Origin of the sequence: Streptococcus pseudopneumoniae IS7493, assembly GCF_000221985.1 — a bacterium.
GTDB classification, from domain to species: Bacteria; Bacillota; Bacilli; order Lactobacillales; family Streptococcaceae; genus Streptococcus; species Streptococcus pseudopneumoniae.
This window is the reverse complement of record NC_015875.1, coordinates 384,057-402,533: the sequence shown is the minus strand read 5'-3', so window position 1 is coordinate 402,533 and position 18,477 is coordinate 384,057. Positions and strand designations below refer to the sequence as shown.

Sequence of the window (18,477 nt, the reverse complement as noted above, 5' to 3'; positions counted from 1 at the left end):
TTAGTCTCCTAAAGTTAATTTAATTTTTTTAATGTTTTTGATAGCTGTATTAGTCCGAACATCCTGCTTCTGAACAACGGAACCTGAACCTTCAAATTCCAGTTCAATATCCAACCATTTAGCAAAGGTCTCGGCAGTCTCTTTTTTCCAGCCATACATGTCTGGAATTTCTTCTACCTTATCCGATAAAAGGAGAACTTGTTGGTTTGGTGCAAGATTGGTCCCTTCTTCTACAGAAGTCTCTTTAATCTTTGTTCCAGTACCTACAACGATTGGTTGCACAATATTTCGGCGTAAGGCTTCCGCCAACTCACCAGGTGAAATATCCTTGATGCTAGGCATTGCATAAGAAGATTCTGTCGTAACTTTATCTAAATTTTTGGCTGGAGATTGAAGATTGAGAGATTCTTTCATAGCTGAAGCCCGCTCCAAGATTGGGGTGGCAAATTCTCCCAACTGGATACCTGAATAATGCTCAGGCTGTTGAACCGTTACATACAAGATAAAATCAGGATTTTCAGCAGGATTCATAGTCACAGCTGAGAAAATATAATTGGTAGAACCAACCAAGTATCCTCCATTTTTCTCATCAGCGATTTGAGCCGTACCGGATTTAACTGCTACATTTTGTCCAGGAACTGTTATAATTGGCTTTCCTGTGTAGTGATTATACATAGTTCCATATAGAGGGTCCGTCCCAACTAAGATCATGTGATTTCGAGTTGTGCTTGCTGCCTCTTTGGAAACAGGATTTCCTACTATTTCTTTTTGTGACTTACGTACAGACTGATTGTTAGTATCATAAATAGCACTTATAAATTTTGGCTCCAGCATAACTCCATCATTAGCAATAGCTGTAAAGGCACGAAGCATTTGTGTTTGTGTCACTGAAATTCCTTGCCCAAATGAGCTTTGAGCAATACTAACAATATTATCAGCTGGAAGTTGACCAGCGTATTCATCTGTCAAGCCAAAGCGAGTTGGAACCCCAAATTTAAAGCGTTTTAGATAATCCAACCAAGTAGCATCTCCCATTTTTTGTTCAAGTAGACTCATTCCAACATTACTGGAGTGAGCGAAACCTTGTAAGAAAGTCATCATCCCACCAGTAGTCAAACCCTCATTAACATCCCAATCTCGAGTCGTCGCATCCGCTATTTTGAATTCACTGCTATTGAAGTATTCTCCACTTGGGAAGGTATTATTATCAATAGAAGAAGCTAACGTCATAACCTTCATGGCTGATCCTGGTTCATAGTTACTTTGATAAAGAATATCACGCCAAACAAAGTCCTCAGTGATTCCTTCTTTAGTATCTGCATTAAAGGTAGGTCGTTGGGTGGTAGCGAGGATTTCACCGGTCTTTGCACTGACCAAGGTCGCGGTCATATACTTACCTTTTACTTTTTCTAGAAAGGCATCCATCTGAGTTTCCATAAAGGACTGGAGGGTGCTGGAAATAGTCGTATAAACATCCTTGCCATCTACCGTCTGTTGGGAAACTTGTTCTGTTCCAGGTACAATATTACCCAGACGATCCTTTTCATAGGTAATAATACCATCTTTCCCTGCAAGAATACTGTTCAAGGAACTCTCCATCCCAGAGGTTCCCAGCAAGCTCTTGCTGCCATCTTCATTTTCATGGAGCTGAGCTAGTCCGATAAAACTAGAAGCAAATTGTCCGTTTGGGTAACTACGATTGGGACTGGTTGTAAAATCAATCCCCTTGACCTCTGCAGTTTCCAACTCTTTTTTGATAGCCATCATATTGGCATAGGTAATCCCATTGCCCTTCGAACCAAAGGAAACTTGCTTGAGATTAGGTTGCGAGAGTTGCTCTCTTACATAGGATTCTTCCATGTCCAGATACTTATGAAAGACCTCTGCCACCTTGTTAAATTGTGTTTTTTCTACGTAGAGAATCTTACCCGTTGCTGACTTATAGTTCTCATCAATGACCGCATAGACATTATAAGATGTCGCATCCTCAGCAATCGGGACTCCATTTCGGTCATAAATAGTCCCACGTTTGGCAGGAACTGTACGGGTGGTTTGATGAACCTTCTTAGCTTCCTTCGCTAAATCTGTTCCAAAGCGAGTGCCCGTCCCAATAATGACTGCAAAATTGACTAAAAAAACGGCAAAAACAAAGACAGATAATAAACTCAGACTTTTTCCAACTCTGCGTCTGTTTTCAGCCGGCGATTTCCGATTTTTCGTCGCATAACGGATTACTCTTTTTGTCCACTTCATATCTTACTCCGCTATTCGAATATTTTCATTGTTTAATTGCAAATCGTGTGAATTGGCAATTTCTTTCAAACGTTCTGCACGTAATAGTTCATTGACCTCTTGCTTGGCATCGTCCAATTCGGTCTTCTTTTCCTCTATCTGCGCATTGATTTTTGTCAAATCATTCTGCACTTGCAAGAGCTTGGTCTGCATAAAAATAATACTAATGGCTACAATAAGAGTGGTTACAGCAATGGAAAAGTAAAAAGCTTTTTCCACACGCGAAAACCGTTTAAGTTGCATCTGTAGTATTTGACCTGTTTTTTCCATTCTTTCTGCCATCTTTTTTCCTCTTACTTGTGAATTTTTCTGGCCACGCGCAACTTGGCTGAGTGCGAGCGGTTATTGGCTTCTAATTCTTCTGCACTTGGCAAGATTGGCTTACGGGACACCAATTCCATCTTAGGTTTGAGATCATCTGGGATGAAAGGCAAACCTTTGGGAACTTCCACTGTTGAAGCTTCCTTGAACAATTGCTTGGTCAAGCGGTCTTCTAGCGAATGGAAGGTAATCACTGAGATTCTACCATCTAGAGCCAACATCTCCATAGCCTGCTGAATGGACTCATCTGCCGCTCCCAGTTCATCATTGACTTCAATTCGAATAGCCTGGAAAATCTGCTTGGCAGGATGGCCCTTCTTCTTGAGCTCCTTGGCAGGTTTGGCCGACTTGATAATTTCTGCCAATTCAGTCGTAGTCTCGATTGGCTTAACTTCACGTGCTTGTTCAATCTTACGCGCAATCTGTTTAGAGAATTTGTCCTCTCCATACTTGAAGAAAATACGAACCAAGTCATGATAGTCATAGTGGTTCACCACTTCATAGGCTGTCAGGCTAGCATCCTGATTCATCCGCATGTCCAGTGGCGCATCCTTTTTATAAGAAAAACCACGCTCACGCTGGTCCAATTGAGGACTAGACACTCCCAAGTCATAACAAATTCCATCAATTTCCTGAACACCAGCTTCGCGCAAACGTGCCTGTAAATGACGGAAGTTATCCTTGATAAAGGTCACCATTCCCTTCTCAATGTAAGGTGCCAAGCGTTTTTGCGCATTGTCAATGGCATTCTGGTCCTGGTCAAAGGCATAGAGATGGCCTTTTTCACTTAATTTACTTAATAAATACTCGCTATGGCCTGCTCCACCCAAAGTCGCATCAACGTAGATACCGTCGGGCTTTACGTCAAGCATATCAATCGTTTCGTGGAGTAAGACCGTTACATGATGAAATTCTTTTGTCATATCTTATCTATTTTACCACAAATCCGACCAGCTTGCACTAGTCAGACAAATCAGACAAGGAGGCCAAATTTCAAGTTCAAGTTAGCCATGAAGAAGTCTTCTCTGGGTGATTTGTAGTTCAAGCATTTTTTAGGATAGTTATTAATCCAATTTTAGATGAATGCGACTTCTTTGGGAGTCGTTTTCTTAGTTCCCTTAGGTAACCATCTCCGAATGAGCCTGTTGTGATTCTCATTAGTTCCCCTTTCCCAAGAGGCGTAGGGGTGCGCATAATAGATATGTTCCTCAGAAAATACATCAGACAAGCGGTTAAATTCTGTACCATTATCTGCCGTGATGGAAAGAATTTGATGTTGTTTTAAGATGAGTTTTAAAGCCTGATTGACCGCCTCAGCACTTTTATTTGGAATCAATCGGATAATTTGATGCCTAGTCCTTCGATCAGTTAAGACCAGTAAACAATAATTTTTCACCCTTGTAAGCAGAACCGTATCAATCTCATAATGCCCATTCTCCAATCGCAGATTGATAGATTCAGGACGCTGTTCGATAGATTGACCAGGGGGTTTAAAATTGGTGCTAGCTTGTTTCTTAAGCGCTTTTCCTTTCAGGCGAAAATTTTTGGTTATGATAGTGGAGAATCTTTTCCTTTAGTTCCTTGGTCAATCTTGATTTCTTGACCGAGCGCTTGCGATTATTTTCATAAGACTGTTGAGCATAGTCGGCAGAATAAACCTCTTTAAAGCGCCCTTTTCCAAGACATTGTCGGACTGTCCCACGCTTGACTTCATTGTGAATGGTTTGAGGAGCTTTTCCAAGTAAAGAGGCGATTTCTCTATTTGATCTCCCTTCCTTTTTTCATCGTTCGATTAAGCGACGGCTATCGATTGTCAAATGTTTGGCTTTTGTAGTATAATGGTTTTGCATCTCTGTGCCTTTCTTGTGTTTGTGATTGAACAACAAGTATAACACAGAGGTGTTTTCTTATGCCTAGAAGAGCTTTCATTGATTGAACCCTATTTCTCCAAACACCGCACCTATAAATGGCCGAAACGAGTACTTGTTAATGAGACTTTGTACGTCACTAAAACAGGTTGTCAATGGCGCATGCTCCCTCACGACTTTCCTCTTTACTTAACGGTATGGAGTTTCTTTCGTCGTTCTATGACGACAGGTTGGTTCCAGGTCAATGGCAGATGGTACTACGCGCTTATAGCTCAGGTGCCTTGGCAGTGAATACGACTGTAAATGGCTATTCTGTCAACTATAATGGCGAATGGGTTCAATAATGAAAGAAGCGATTGTGAATGGAAACAATCGCTTTTTTTGTGAAAATATAATAAAATAGATAGGAAAGAATTAATACTTGTATGAAAAATAAGACGTTTTTCGTCTAGTAAAAGGAAAAAATGACAAAAAAAGTTGGTGTCGGTCAGGCACATAGTAAGATAATTTTAATAGGGGAACATGCGGTCGTTTACGGTTATCCTGCCATTTCCCTGCCTCTTTTGGAGGTGGAGGTGACCTGTAAGGTAGTTCCTGCAGAGAGTCCTTGGCGCCTTTATGAGGAGGATACCTTGTCCATGGCGGTTTATGCCTCACTGGAGTATTTGGATATCACAGAAGCCTGCATTCGTTGTGAGATTGACTCGGCTATCCCTGAGAAACGGGGGATGGGTTCGTCAGCGGCTATCAGCATAGCGGCCATTCGTGCGGTATTTGACTACTATCAGGCCGATCTGCCTCATGATGTACTAGAAATCTTGGTCAATCGAGCTGAAATGATTGCCCATATGAATCCTAGTGGTTTGGATGCTAAGACCTGTCTCAGCGACCAACCTATTCGCTTTATCAAGAACGTAGGATTTACAGAACTTGAGATGGATTTATCCGCCTATTTGGTGATTGCCGATACGGGTGTTTATGGTCATACTCGTGAAGCCATCCAAGTGGTTCAAAATAAGGGCAAGGATGCCCTACCATTTTTGCATGCCTTGGGAGAATTGACCCAGCAGGCAGAGGATGCGATTTCACAAAAAGATGCTGAAGAACTGGGACAAATCCTCAGTCAAGCGCATTTACATTTAAAAGAAATTGGGGTCAGTAGCCCTGAGGCAGACCATCTGGTTGAAACGGCTCTTAGCCATGGTGCTCTGGGTGCCAAGATGAGCGGTGGTGGGCTAGGAGGCTGTATTATAGCCTTGGCAGATAATTTGACACACGCACAAGAATTAGCAGAAAGATTAGAAGAGAAAGGAGCTGTTCAGACATGGATAGAGAGCCTGTAACAGTACGTTCCTACGCAAATATTGCTATTATCAAATATTGGGGAAAGAAAAAAGAAAAAGAGATAGTGCCTGCTACTAGCAGTATTTCTCTAACTTTGGAAAATATGTATACAGAGACGACCTTGTCGCCTTTACCAGCCAATGTAACAGCTGACGAATTTTACATCAATGCTCAGCTACAAAATGAGGTCGAGCATGCCAAGATGAGTAAGATTATTGACCGTTATCGTCCAGCTGGTGAGGGCTTTGTCCGTATCGATACTCAAAATAATATGCCTACGGCAGCGGGCCTGTCCTCAAGTTCTAGTGGTTTGTCCGCCCTGGTCAAGGCTTGTAATGCTTATTTCCAGCTTGGTTTGTCTCGGAGTCAGTTGGCACAGGAGGCTAAGTTTGCCTCAGGTTCTTCTTCTCGGAGTTTTTATGGACCACTAGGTGCCTGGGACAAGGATAGTGGGGGAATTTACCCTGTAGAGACAAACTTGAAACTAGCTATGATCATGTTGGTGCTAGAGGACAAGAAAAAACCAATCTCTAGCCGTGACGGGATGAAACTTTGTGTGGAGACTTCGACGACTTTTGACGACTGGGTTCGTCAGTCTGAGAAGGACTATCAGGATATGCTGATTTATCTCAAGGAAAATGACTTTGCCAAGATTGGAGAATTAACGGAGAAAAATGCTCTTGCTATGCACGCTACGACAAAAACAGCATCACCAGCCTTTTCTTATCTGACCGATTCATCTTATGAAGCGATGGACTTTGTTCGTCAACTTCGCGAGCAAGGAGAGGCCTGCTACTTTACTATGGATGCCGGTCCTAATGTCAAAGTTCTTTGTCAAGAGAAAGACTTGGAGCATTTATCAAAAATCTTCGGTCAACGTTACCGCTTGATTGTGTCAAAAACAAAGGATTTGAGTCAAGATGATTGCTGTTAAAACTTGTGGAAAGCTCTATTGGGCAGGTGAATATGCTATTTTAGAGCCCGGACAGTTGGCCTTGATAAAGGCCATTCCCATCTATATGAAGGGCGATATTGCTTTTTCTGACAGCTACCGTATTTATTCAGATCTGTTTGATTTCGCAGTAGATTTGGCGCCAAATTCTGACTACAGCTTGATTCAAGAAACGATTGCTTTAGTGGAAGATTTCCTGACTTATCGAGGTCAAACTTTAAGACATTTTTCTCTAGAAATTCGAGGAAAAATGGAACGGGAAGGGAAAAAGTTTGGTCTAGGTTCTAGCGGTAGCGTCGTTGTTTTGGTCATCAAGGCTCTGCTAGCTCTGTATAAGCTTTCGGTTGATCAGGAGCTCTTGTTCAAGCTGGCTAGCGCTGTCTTGCTCAAGCGCGGAGACAATGGGTCTATGGGGGACCTTGCCTGTATTGTGGCAGAGGATTTGGTTCTTTACCAGTCATTTGATCGCCAGCAGGTAGCAGCTTGGTTGAAAGAAGAAAATTTGGCGACTGTTTTAGAGCGTGATTGGGACTTTTCAATTTCACAAGTGAAACCAACTTTAGAATGTGATTTCCTAGTGGGATGGACCAAGGAAGTGGCTGTATCTAGTGATATGGTTCAACAAATCAAGCAAAATATCAATCAGAATTTTTTAAGTTCCTCAAAAGAAACAGTGGCTTCTCTGGTAGAAGCCTTGGAGCAGGGGAAATCCGAAAAAGTTATTGAGCAGGTGGAAACAGCCAGCAATCTCTTAGAAGGCTTGAGCGCAGATATTTATACGCCTTCGCTTAGACAGCTGAAAGAAGCCAGTCAAGATTTGCAAGCCGTTGCCAAAAGCAGTGGCGCTGGTGGTGGTGATTGTGGTATTGCCTTGAGTTTTGATGAGCAATCAACTGAAACCCTAAAAAACCGTTGGGCCGATCTGGGGATTGAGCTCTTATACCAAGAAAGGATAGGACATGACGACAAATCGTAAGGATGAGCACATCCGCTATGCCCTTGAGCAGAAAAGTTCCTATAATAGCTTTGATGAGGTGGAGCTGCTTCATTCTTCCTTGCCTCTTTACAATCTGGATGAAATCGATCTGTCGACAGAGTTTGCTGGTCGAAAGTGGGATTTTCCTTTTTATATCAATGCCATGACAGGTGGGAGTGAAAAAGGTAAAGAAATCAATCAAAAGTTGGCTCAAGTGGCAGAAGCCTGTGGTATTTTATTTGTAACGGGTTCTTATAGCGCAGCACTCAAAGATCCAGCAGATGACTCTTTTTCTGTCAAGTCTAGTCATCCCAATCTCCTCCTTGGAACCAATATTGGATTGGACAAGCCTGTCGAGTTAGGCCTTCAGACTGTAGAAGAGATGCATCCTCTTCTCCTGCAAGTGCATGTCAATGTCATGCAGGAATTGCTTATGCCTGAGGGAGAAAGGAAGTTCAGAAGCTGGCAATCGCATCTGGCAGACTATAGCCAGCAAATTCCTGTTCCTATTGTTCTCAAGGAAGTGGGCTTTGGAATGGATGCCAAGACCATCGAGAGAGCCTATGAACTGGGTGTTCGTACAGTGGATTTATCAGGTCGTGGTGGCACCAGCTTTGCCTATATCGAAAACCGTCGCAGTGGCCAGCGTGATTACCTCAATCAATGGGGACAGTCTACCGTGCAGGCCCTACTCAACGCCCAAGAATGGAAAGACAAGGTCGAACTCTTGGTTAGTGGAGGCGTTCGGAATCCGCTGGATATGATTAAGTGTTTGGTCTTTGGTGCCAAAGCTGTAGGACTGTCACGAACAGTTCTGGAATTGGTTGAAACCTATTCAGTTGAAGAAGTGATTGGTATTGTTCAAGGCTGGAAAGACGATCTGCGTTTGATTATGTGTGCTCTTAATTGTGCCACCATAGCAGATTTGCAAAAAGTAGACTATCTTCTTTATGGAAAATTAAAAGAAGCAAAGGATCAGATGAAAAAGGCGTGACCACCGCCTTTTTTCCATCCTCAGACTGAGGTGACTTTTTTGAAGTGTGATAAAATAGAAAGGAGAGGATCAACCTATGAGAAAATTTAAAATCTTTTTATTTATCGAAGCCTGTCTTTTGACGGGAGCTCTGATTTTGATGGTTTCAGAGCATTTTTCACGTTTTCTGCTGATTTTATTCCTCTTTTTGCTTTTGATTCGCTATTACACTGGTAAAGAGGGCAATAATCTTCTTTTAGTGGTGGCAAGCATTCTCTTCTTTTTCATCGTCATGCTCAATCCTTTTGTGATTCTAGCTATTTTTGTTGCGGTCATCTATAGTCTCTTTCTTCTTTACCCGATGATGAACCAGGAAAAAGAGCAGACAAATTTGGTTTTTGAAGAGGTTGTGACGGTTAAGAAGGAGAAAAATCGTTGGTTTGGCAATCTCCATCATTTTTCAAGTTATCAAACTTGCCAGTTTGATGATATCAATCTCTTTCGTCTCATGGGCAAGGACACCATTCATCTGGAGAGGGTGATTCTAACCAATCATGACAATGTCATTATCCTCAGAAAGATGGTAGGAACGACCAAAATCATTGTACCTGTAGATGTGGAAGTCAGCCTTAGCGTTAACTGTCTCTATGGGGATTTGAATTTTTTCAATCAGCCCAAGCGAGCCCTTCGCAATGAACACTATCATCAAGAAACAAGAGACTATCTCAAGAGTAACAAGAGTGTCAAGATTTTCTTGACTACTATGATTGGGGATGTGGAGGTGGTCAGAGGATGAAAAAACAAGCCTATGTAATCATTGTTCTCACCTCCATCTTATTTGTCTTGTTTTTCTCCCACAGCTTGATGGAAATCCTTGATTTTGACTGGTCTATTTTCTTGCATGATGTCGAAAAAACAGAAAAATTTGTCTTTTTGTTGTTGGTGTTCAGCATGTCCATGACCTGTCTCTTAGCCCTATTTTGGCGAGGTATTGAAGAGCTTTCTCTAAGAAAAATGCAGGCTAATCTCAAGCGTTTATTGGCAGGGCAAGAAGTGGTTCAAGTTGCAGATCCAGATTTGGATGTCAGTTTCAAGTCCTTGTCAGGTAAACTTAACCTTTTGACAGAAGCTCTTCAAAAGGCTGAAAATCACAGCCTTGCTCAGGAAGAGGAAATCATCGAGAAAGAACGGAAGCGAATTGCTCGGGATTTGCACGATACCGTCAGTCAGGAGTTGTTTGCGGCTCACATGATTTTGTCAGGTGTCAGTCAACAGGCTTTGAAATTGGATAGAGAAAAGATGCAGATCCAGTTGCAGAGTGTCACAGCTATTGTAGAAACTGCCCAGAAGGATTTACGGGTCTTGCTCTTGCATTTGCGACCAGTTGAGCTGGAGCAGAAGAGTCTGGTTGAAGGAATTCAAATCCTTTTAAAAGAGCTTGAGGATAAGAGTGATCTCAAGGTTAGTTTCAAGCAAAATGTGACGAAATTGCCTAAAAAAATCGAGGAGCATATCTTCCGTATTCTGCAAGAGTTGATCAGCAATACCCTTCGCCATGCCCAGGCATCTTGTCTGGATGTCTATCTCTATCAGACAGATGTTGAATTGCAGCTGAAGGTGGTGGACAATGGGATTGGTTTCCAGTTAGGGAGTTTAGACGACCTGAGTTATGGACTACGCAATATCAAGGAGCGGGTTGAAGATATGGCAGGGACGGTTCAGTTATTGACAGCTCCCAAGCAAGGACTGGCAGTTGATATTCGTATTCCCCTGCTCGATAAGGAATGATAAAGGAGTAAAGATGAAAATTTTACTGGTAGATGACCATGAAATGGTCCGATTGGGCTTGAAAAGCTACTTTGACCTCCAAGACGATGTAGAAGTTGTGGGCGAGGCTGCAAATGGGTCTCAAGGTATTGACTTGGCATTGGAATTGCGTCCAGATGTTATTGTCATGGATATTGTCATGCCTGAGATGAATGGAATTGACGCGACCTTGGCTATCCTTAAAGAATGGCCTGAAGCCAAGATTTTGATTGTAACTTCGTACTTGGACAATGAAAAAATCATGCCTGTCTTAAATGCTGGTGCTAGGGGCTATATGCTCAAGACTTCTAGTGCCGACGAACTACTCCATGCCGTCCGTAAGGTGGCTGCTGGGGAGCTGGCCATTGAGCAAGAGGTCAGCAAGAAGGTCGAATATCACCGAAATCACATGGAACTTCATGAGGACCTAACTGCGCGTGAGCGAGATGTTCTCCAACTGATTGCCAAGGGTTACGAAAATCAGCGCATCGCTGATGAACTTTTTATCTCTCTTAAGACGGTCAAGACCCATGTGTCCAATATCCTTGCCAAACTTGAGGTCAGCGATCGCACCCAGGCAGCGGTCTATGCCTTTCAGCACCACTTGGTGGGGCATGAGGAGTTTTAGATGAGTTTAGCAGATTTACTTGAGGAGCTAGAAGCAGCAAAAGACTCTAAAAAGCAAGACCCATGGAAGCCCATATGCGCCATCAATTTTCTTTTCTAGGTATTGCGGTGCCTGAAAGAAATAAACTCTATAAAAATATTTTCCAGAAGCGAAAAAACAAAGATTATCGATTGGGATTTTGCAGATACTTGCTGGGAAAAAGAATCTAGAGAATACCAGTATGTGGCTGCTAACTATTTGAAAGCAATGCAGTCTTATTTAAAGGACAGCGATTTGCCTAAGCTAGAGCAGTTGGTTGTTACCAAGTCTTGGTGGGATACGGTGGATATCCTAGATCGAGTAGTAGGGAGTTTGGTGTATGAGAAGCAGGAACTGGAAAAAATAACCCTCCAATGGAGCCTGTCAGACAATATCTGGTTGAGACGCGTCGCTATTGACCACCAGTTATTAAGAAAAGAGAAGACCAATACTCAATTAATGGAAAAGATTCTCCTTCATAACTTGAACCAAACAGAATTTTTTACCAATAAAGCCATTGGCTGGACTCTGCGAGACTACTCCAAAACGAATCCAACTTGGGTAACATGCTTTATTGAGAAAAACAAGGAAAGAATGGCTGAACTTAGTATCAAAGAAGCAAGCAAGTACCTCTATCGTGATTGAAAAGCGCAGTCATTAATTGAAAAGTTTACCTGTTTATGTGATAATGGAGGGTATTTACAGAAGGTGATAGATTTCTTGATTCTATAGTAGATTGAGAAATTTAGAATAGTATGCTATAATCACATTAGGAGGATAAAAATAATGAAGAAAACGTTTTATAAAAAATTGGGTATTTCAATTATTGCGAGTACTTTATTGGCTAGCCAGTTGTCGACAGTATCTGCTTTGACTGTTATTTCTAGTACAGGTGAAGAATATGAGGTGAGTGAAACATTACAGGAAAGTCCAGAAACTAATAATTTTTCACTTCCTGAGATTTCGCCAACATATGGTTCATATTACCAAAATCAATCAGAAGTAATTATCGGTAATGATGATTTGGTTAAAATTGATAATACTCTACAATATCCGTATTCAACTTCAGCTATGGTTTTGTCTGAGTACAATGGTGTAGCCAATGGAACGAATATAGAAGGAAGAGGAAGCGCGAATTTTATTAAAGATAATGTTTTAATTACAGCAGCTCATAACTTCTACAGTCATAAATATGGAAAAGAAGCGGATGCTATTTATGTACTTCCAGCAGCTAGTCCAGATCAGGAACCATTTGGAAAGATCAAGGTTAAGGAAGTTCGTTATTTGAAAGAATTTAGAACTTTAAATTCTAGAGATGCATCGAAATATGACTTGGCTCTATTAATTCTAGAAGAGCCTGTTGGCGCAAAATTGGGAACACTGGGGCTTCCAAATAGTCAGAAAAATTTGGCTGGAACACCAGTGACGATTACAGGATATCCATCATATGATTTTGGAATTCATCAAATGTATACAGATAAAAAACAAGTTTTAAGTGATGATGGTACTTTTTTGAATTATCAAGTTGATACTTTGGGGGGATCAAGTGGATCTGCTGTTTATGATGCTAGTCACCGTGTAGTCGGAGTACATACTTTGGGAGATGAAGCTAACCAAGTTAATAGCGCAGTAAAATTAAATGAACAGAATTTATCATTTATTTATTCAGTACTTAAAGGATATTCTCTTGAAGGATGGAAAAAATTAAGTGGCAGTTGGTACTATTATAAACAACATGATAAACAAACGGGTTGGCAGAAAATAGATGATACTTGGTACTATCTAGATGCTTCTGGTAAGATGCTTACAGATTGGCAAAAAGTAAATGGAAAATGGTATTATTTGGGAACCTCTGGTTCAATGGCAACAGGTTGGAAAAATGTACGAGGCAGATGGTATTACTTAGATAATAAAAATGGTGATATGAAGACTGGTTGGTATAAAGATGGTTCAACATGGTACTATCTAGATCCTACTAATGGAGACATGAAAACAGGTTGGATAAAAGTAGGAGGAAACTGGTATTATCTTAACTCAAGTGGAGCTATGGTAACAGGTAGCCAAACTATCGATGGTAAAGTTTATAATTTTGCTTCATCTGGTGAGTGGATTTAATATTGGAGGACATATAAATGAAACTTTTGAAAAAAACTATGCAAGTTGGACTGACAGCATTTTTCTTTGGTTTGCTAGCTACAAATACTGTTTTTGCGGATACCACAGGTGGCCAATTTGTTGATAAGGATAATAGAAAATATTATGTAAAAGATGCTCATAAAGCAATCTATTGGCATAAAATAGACGGAAAAACTTACTATTTTGGTGATAAAGGAGAAATGGTAGTTGGATGGCAATACTTAGAAATTCCTGGAACAGGTTATCGTGATGATTTATTAGATAACCAACCAGTTAATGAAATCGGCCTTCAACACAAGTGGTACTATTTTGGACAAGATGGGGTACTACAAGAATTTGTTGGCTGGAAAGCATTAGAGATTAAAACAAAAGACAGTGTTGGAAAAGAGTACGGGGAAAAACGTGAAGATTCAGAAGATAAAGAAGAGAAGCGTTATTACACGAACTATTACTTTAATCAGAATCATTCTTTAGAGACAGGTTGGCTTTATGATCAGTCTAACTGGTATTATCTAGCTAAAACAGAAATTAATGGAGAAAACTATATTGGTGGTGAAAGACGTGCAGGTTGGATAAATGATGGTTCAGCTTGGTACTACCTTGATCCAACAACTGCTGCAATGCAAACAGGATGGCAATATCTAGGTAATAACTGGTACTATCTCCGTTCATCAGGTGCTATGGCAACTGGTTGGGTGAAAGATGGTTCAACTTGGTATTATCTAGATGCTCAAAATGGTGATATGAAGACAGGTTGGGCTTATGTTGGTAACAGTTGGTACTACCTTCGTTCATCAGGTGCTATGGCAACTGGTTGGGTGAAAGATGGTTCAACTTGGTACTACCTAAATGCAAGTAATGGAGATATGAAGACAGGCTGGTTCCAAGTCAATGGTAAATGGTACTATGCCTATGGTTCAGGTGCTTTAGCTGTTAATACCACAGTAGGTGGTTACTACTTAAACTATAATGGCGAATGGGTTAAGTAATGAAGGCTAATGGTAAACTGTGATGGATATTTAACTTTGTATAATAGGTGGATAAAAGTCTTTAAAATAGGAAAAAACGCATAATATTAGGTGAACTGCACCCCAAAAGTTAGACAGACAAAATCTAACTTTTGGGGTATTTTTATTATGAAATTAACTTATGATGATAAAGTTCAGATCTATGAACTTAGAAAACAAGGATATAGCTTAGAGAAGCTTTCAAATAAATTTGGGATAAACAATTCTAATATTAGGTACATGATTAAATTGATTGATCGTTACGGAATAGAGTTCGTCAAAAAAGGAAAAAATCGTTACTATTCTCCTGATTTAAAACAAGAAATGATTGATAAAGTCATACATGAAGGCTGGACTAAAGATAGAGTTTCTCTTGAATACGGCCTCCCAAGTCGTACGATACAGGAAAAACGGGTATACTATTGTTGAGAAAACAAGAGGGAGAGTACCTAAAATGGGACGTAAGCCAAAAACGAGACCTGAAGAGAGGACAGAATTAGAACGTCTTCAAGCAGAAAATGAGTACCTGAGAGCGGAGAATGCCATCCTAAAAAAGTTAAGAGAACTCCGATTGAAGGAGGAAAAAGAGAAAGAAGAGAAAGAAGAAAGACAGAAATTGTTCAAGAATTAATGACTGAGTTTTCGTTAGATCTTCTTTTAAAAGCCATTAAACTAGCTCGTTCGACCTACTACTATCACTTGAAATAGCTAGATAAACCAGATAAGGACCAAGAGCTTAAAGCTGAAATTCAATCCATCTTTATCGAACACAAGGGAAATTATGCTTATCGTCGGATTTATTTAGAACTAAGAAATCGTGGTTATCTAGTAAATCATAAAAGAGTTCAAGGCTTGATGAAAGTACTCAATTTACAAGCTAAAATGCGACAGAAACGAAAATATTCTTCTCATAAAGGAGACGTTGGTAAGAAAGCAGAGAATCTCATTCAACGTCAATTTGAAGGCTCTAAAACAATGGAAAAGTGCTACACAGATGTGACAGAATTTGCCATTCCAGCAAGTACTCAAAAGCTTTACTTATCACCAGTTTTAGATGGCTTTAATAGTGAAATTATCGCCTATAATCTTTCAACTTCACCCAACTTAGAACAAGTACAAACAATGTTGGAACAGGCATTCAAAGAGAAGCGCTATGAGAATACGATTCTCCATAGTGACCAAGGCTGGCAATATCAACACGATTCTTATCATCGGTTCCTAGAGAGTAAGGGAATTCAAGCATCCATGTCACGCAAGGGCAACAGCCCAGACAACGGTATGATGGAGTCCTTCTTTGGGATTCTGAAATCGGAAATGTTTTACGGTTATGAGAAGTCGTTTCAGTCGCTTAAGCAATTGGAACAAGCTATTGTAGACTATATTGATTACTACAACAATAAACGAATTAAGGTAAAACTAAAAGGACTTAGTCCTGTGCAGTACAGAACTAAATCCTTTGGATAAATTAATTGTCTAACTTTTGGGGGTCAGTACATATGCTACGGGAAAGTTATGCACTTAATTTGACAATTCAAGATGTAAAAATATATACTAATATTTGACAAGTTGTCCTAAAAATGTTGTTATGTTATGGATTGATCGAATCTAACTAAAGGATCCTATTCAATTACTAGAACTATCACATACTCAAGGTCAGCTCACAGATGAGCAACTATTTTGGTTACAATACCTACTAAATTTAAGTCAAACAAATAATTTAGTCAAAATTAAAAAAATAGAGGAACATAAATATGATTACAAAACGGAATGTAATAGTGTTCTACGATTTTTACTAGATAAAACTGTAAATTCTGAAGGAAGGATCACTTCTTCAACAGAATTTGGAAATTTCGTAAGTAATTTATCATTCCAACACGGAATAGCTGGACTACTGTTTCCTCTAAATAAATTGCCCCCCCAGAACTGGATTCTAAAATACTCTCTATCATCAAGAAAGCAGTGACAATTAGAACGACACACACATATGAATATCAATACTCGCTGCTATTTGGTGATTCAGGCTATCTATGGTTACTCCTACATTTATTTTCTATCAGTAAAAATCAATACTATCTACAATTAGCAAACGTCACCGCTAAGAAATTAATAGAGAATTATGATACTCTAGAGGAAATAGACTTTGCATTGAGAAAATCTGGTGTCCTATTGTCATTAATAAAATACTATCAATTTACCAATGACAATACTCTTAAAATTTTCATCCACAATAGTATAGGGGAAATTTAGCATTATTTCCTACAAAGAGATACAGCCAAAGAAAGAATTTTAGACTATAGCTTTGCTCATGGATATTGTGGAATTGCATAGGCTTTATTTGCCTATTCTAAAGTCTTAGAACCTTCTATGTTCTATAATGATCTCCATACATTCCATACTGAATTAAAAAAATTATTAGAAAAAGTTACTTCTAATACTAAAAATTTAGGAAATTTACAACTTTCTTGGTGCAAAGGAATTTCCGGAATAATCTTATATCTTTGTATGTACGATTGTGACGGAAACAAAGATATTATTAGTAAATATCAATAATTTGTTTTTAACCATCATCTAAAAATGATGACAGGATATTGCCACGGAATAACTAGCTTACTACAAACCACTGTCTACAATCAAAACAAATTACTGATGAAAAAAATCCAACAGGTAATTTTAGCATGTTCTGAACGAGATGATCACGATTTACTGATGTTTCAAGGAGATAGGAGTAAAGCAGATTTGTTTGAAGCATGGGGGTATATTGGTGTCTATTAAATAATAAATTCCCATTCGATGTGCAGAAATAAGGAGAAAAGTATGAAATTATTTTGGACAAACAACATATATAGACAGTTGCTGCTAAACAGCTGTTTTTCATCATTCGGCGACAGTATTTTCTACCTCGCCATTATCAATTATGTGGCTCAGTACAATTTCGCTCCGCTAGCGATTTTACTGATTTCCATTTCAGAGGTGGTTCCCCTACTATCGCAACTCTTTCTCGGAATTCTAGGAGATTTTCAAGAAAATAGAGTCAAACACGCACTCTGGATTGCCAAAATCAAAATCCTGCTCTACGCTATTTTGACAGTATTTCTCGTCTTGTCGCCCTTTTCATTAGTTTCAGTCATTATGATTGTCATCATCAACCTTATCTCTGACACCTTGAGCTACCTGTCTGCCTACATGATGAACGCCCTCTACATCAGTATAATTAAGGACGACCTGCATGATGCCATGGGGTTCAGGCAGTCTCTGATGAGGGTTGTCCGCATTGTCGCCAATCTAGCTGGTGCATTCCTTATCAATGTTATGAGTATTCAAACTATTTCCCTTATCAACACTCTGACTTTTGTCATTGCCTTTTGGGGCCTGTATGTTATTCGACATACCTTGTATGAGGTTGAAAAAAGGATTGAAATGTCACATACAGCACTGAGTTTTAAGAAATATTTTCAACATCTTAAACAGTCGCTGGCTGTGCTCCTGAGGTTAAAAGATACCGTCATACTACTGTTTCTGACGACCAGTATGATTGCCATCTTGGATGTGTCTCCTCGGTTGATTGCCCTCCGCTTCATCCAACAGACACTAGCACAACTGAGCATTGGGCAACTCCTCGCCCTGCTCTCCATCATCATTTCTTGTGGAGCTATCCTTGGCAATATGACCAGCAGTAATCTATTTAAAAATATCCGTTTCACGCACCTCTTGGTTTTCTGTGAGATTTCCCTATTGGCTCTAATAACTAGTATCCTTTGTCAAGCCTATATCGTAATTTTCATGACCAGTTTCATCAGTTCTACGATTATCGGCATTCTCAGCCCTCGCCTACAAGCAGCTGTCTTTGCCTATATCCCCAGTGACAAGATGGGGACGGTGGGCTCTGCTCTGAGCACAGTGGACATTCTCGCCCCGTCCCTGCTCTCCCTATTAGCCCTATCCATAGCATCGAGCGTTTCGGTGCAGTTAGCATTGATATTTTTGTATCTTATTTTGATTGCTCTTATCTTTTGTCAATGGTTAGTCAAGTTCAACACTCATAACTAACGAAAAAGCATGTGTAGATTTCACATGCTTTTAATCTCCCCAATCGTCAGGTCAAGTACAACAAAGTCACTTCTTTGATTAAGCGAGTGTTCTAATATAATTATAAGCT

At 40.0% G+C, this 18,477-nt stretch carries 13 protein-coding genes and 5 pseudogenes; 14 read left to right on the top strand and 4 right to left on the bottom strand.

Annotated elements, in window-relative coordinates; all coding sequences use genetic code 11:
* The 4 genes and pseudogenes from pbp2x to SPPN_RS11700 form a co-directional block, all read right to left on the bottom strand.
* Complete coding sequence (gene pbp2x, locus SPPN_RS02295) at positions 1 to 2,253, bottom strand: penicillin-binding protein PBP2X (RefSeq protein ID WP_000872308.1); 2,253 nt, start codon at positions 2,251 to 2,253, stop codon at positions 1 to 3.
* A gap of 3 nt (positions 2,254 to 2,256) precedes the next feature.
* Positions 2,257 to 2,574 (bottom strand): cell division protein FtsL, encoded by a 318-nt coding sequence (gene ftsL / locus SPPN_RS02290; protein WP_000840840.1) that lies wholly within the window; start codon positions 2,572 to 2,574, stop codon positions 2,257 to 2,259.
* A gap of 11 nt (positions 2,575 to 2,585) precedes the next feature.
* Positions 2,586 to 3,536, bottom strand: a complete 951-nt coding sequence (gene rsmH / locus SPPN_RS02285; RefSeq protein WP_000159402.1) for a 16S rRNA (cytosine(1402)-N(4))-methyltransferase RsmH — start codon at positions 3,534 to 3,536, stop codon at positions 2,586 to 2,588.
* Positions 3,537 to 3,586: 50 nt separating this feature from the next.
* Positions 3,587 to 4,463: pseudogene (locus tag SPPN_RS11700) on the bottom strand (IS30 family transposase).
* A 78-nt stretch (positions 4,464 to 4,541) separates the two neighbouring features.
* Between SPPN_RS11700 and SPPN_RS14390 the strand changes: the two are divergent.
* The 14 genes and pseudogenes from SPPN_RS14390 to SPPN_RS02195 form a co-directional block, all read left to right on the top strand.
* Positions 4,542 to 4,661, top strand: a pseudogene (locus tag SPPN_RS14390) (transposase); the annotation flags it as partial.
* Positions 4,662 to 4,945: 284 nt separating this feature from the next.
* Positions 4,946 to 5,824, top strand: coding sequence for a mevalonate kinase (gene mvk, locus SPPN_RS02275; RefSeq protein WP_000163312.1), 879 nt, complete (start codon positions 4,946 to 4,948; stop codon positions 5,822 to 5,824).
* Complete coding sequence (gene mvaD / locus SPPN_RS02270) at positions 5,806 to 6,759, top strand: diphosphomevalonate decarboxylase (protein ID WP_000373448.1); 954 nt, start codon at positions 5,806 to 5,808, stop codon at positions 6,757 to 6,759. Before mvk ends, mvaD begins: the two co-directional genes overlap by 19 nt.
* Positions 6,746 to 7,753 carry a phosphomevalonate kinase gene (locus SPPN_RS02265; RefSeq protein ID WP_000562398.1) on the top strand — a complete coding sequence of 336 codons (1,008 nt, stop codon included), beginning with the start codon at positions 6,746 to 6,748 and terminating at the stop codon, positions 7,751 to 7,753. Before mvaD ends, SPPN_RS02265 begins: the two co-directional genes overlap by 14 nt.
* Entirely contained in the window at positions 7,737 to 8,747 is a 1,011-nt protein-coding gene (gene fni / locus SPPN_RS02260; RefSeq protein WP_000210663.1) for a type 2 isopentenyl-diphosphate Delta-isomerase, read from the top strand. Before SPPN_RS02265 ends, fni begins: the two co-directional genes overlap by 17 nt.
* A gap of 76 nt (positions 8,748 to 8,823) precedes the next feature.
* Positions 8,824 to 9,522, top strand: a complete 699-nt coding sequence (liaF, locus tag SPPN_RS02255) for a cell wall-active antibiotics response protein LiaF (RefSeq protein WP_001224643.1) — start codon at positions 8,824 to 8,826, stop codon at positions 9,520 to 9,522.
* The gene (locus tag SPPN_RS02250; protein ID WP_000743691.1) at positions 9,519 to 10,514 is read left to right on the top strand and encodes an envelope stress sensor histidine kinase LiaS; all 996 of its coding nucleotides are present in this window, start codon (positions 9,519 to 9,521) and stop codon (positions 10,512 to 10,514) included. Before liaF ends, SPPN_RS02250 begins: the two co-directional genes overlap by 4 nt.
* Positions 10,515 to 10,527: 13 nt before the next feature.
* The gene (locus SPPN_RS02245; RefSeq protein ID WP_000698415.1) at positions 10,528 to 11,160 is read left to right on the top strand and encodes a response regulator transcription factor; all 633 of its coding nucleotides are present in this window, start codon (positions 10,528 to 10,530) and stop codon (positions 11,158 to 11,160) included.
* Positions 11,161 to 11,823 (top strand): annotated as a pseudogene (locus tag SPPN_RS11685) (DNA alkylation repair protein). It begins immediately after the preceding gene.
* Between the two features lie 141 nt (positions 11,824 to 11,964).
* Positions 11,965 to 13,293 carry a trypsin-like peptidase domain-containing protein gene (locus SPPN_RS02230; RefSeq protein WP_000750730.1) on the top strand — a complete coding sequence of 443 codons (1,329 nt, stop codon included), beginning with the start codon at positions 11,965 to 11,967 and terminating at the stop codon, positions 13,291 to 13,293.
* Positions 13,294 to 13,310: 17 nt separating this feature from the next.
* On the top strand, positions 13,311 to 14,303 hold the full coding sequence (cbpJ, locus tag SPPN_RS02225) for a choline-binding protein CbpJ (RefSeq protein ID WP_000771146.1): 993 nt from the start codon (positions 13,311 to 13,313) through the stop codon (positions 14,301 to 14,303).
* A gap of 147 nt (positions 14,304 to 14,450) precedes the next feature.
* A pseudogene (locus tag SPPN_RS13365) lies at positions 14,451 to 15,785 on the top strand (IS3 family transposase).
* A gap of 495 nt (positions 15,786 to 16,280) precedes the next feature.
* Positions 16,281 to 16,618 (top strand): annotated as a pseudogene (locus tag SPPN_RS13740) (lanthionine synthetase LanC family protein).
* A 517-nt stretch (positions 16,619 to 17,135) separates the two neighbouring features.
* On the top strand, positions 17,136 to 18,368 hold the full coding sequence (locus SPPN_RS02195; RefSeq protein ID WP_000765697.1) for an MFS transporter: 1,233 nt from the start codon (positions 17,136 to 17,138) through the stop codon (positions 18,366 to 18,368).
* Positions 18,369 to 18,477: the final 109 nt, after the last annotated feature.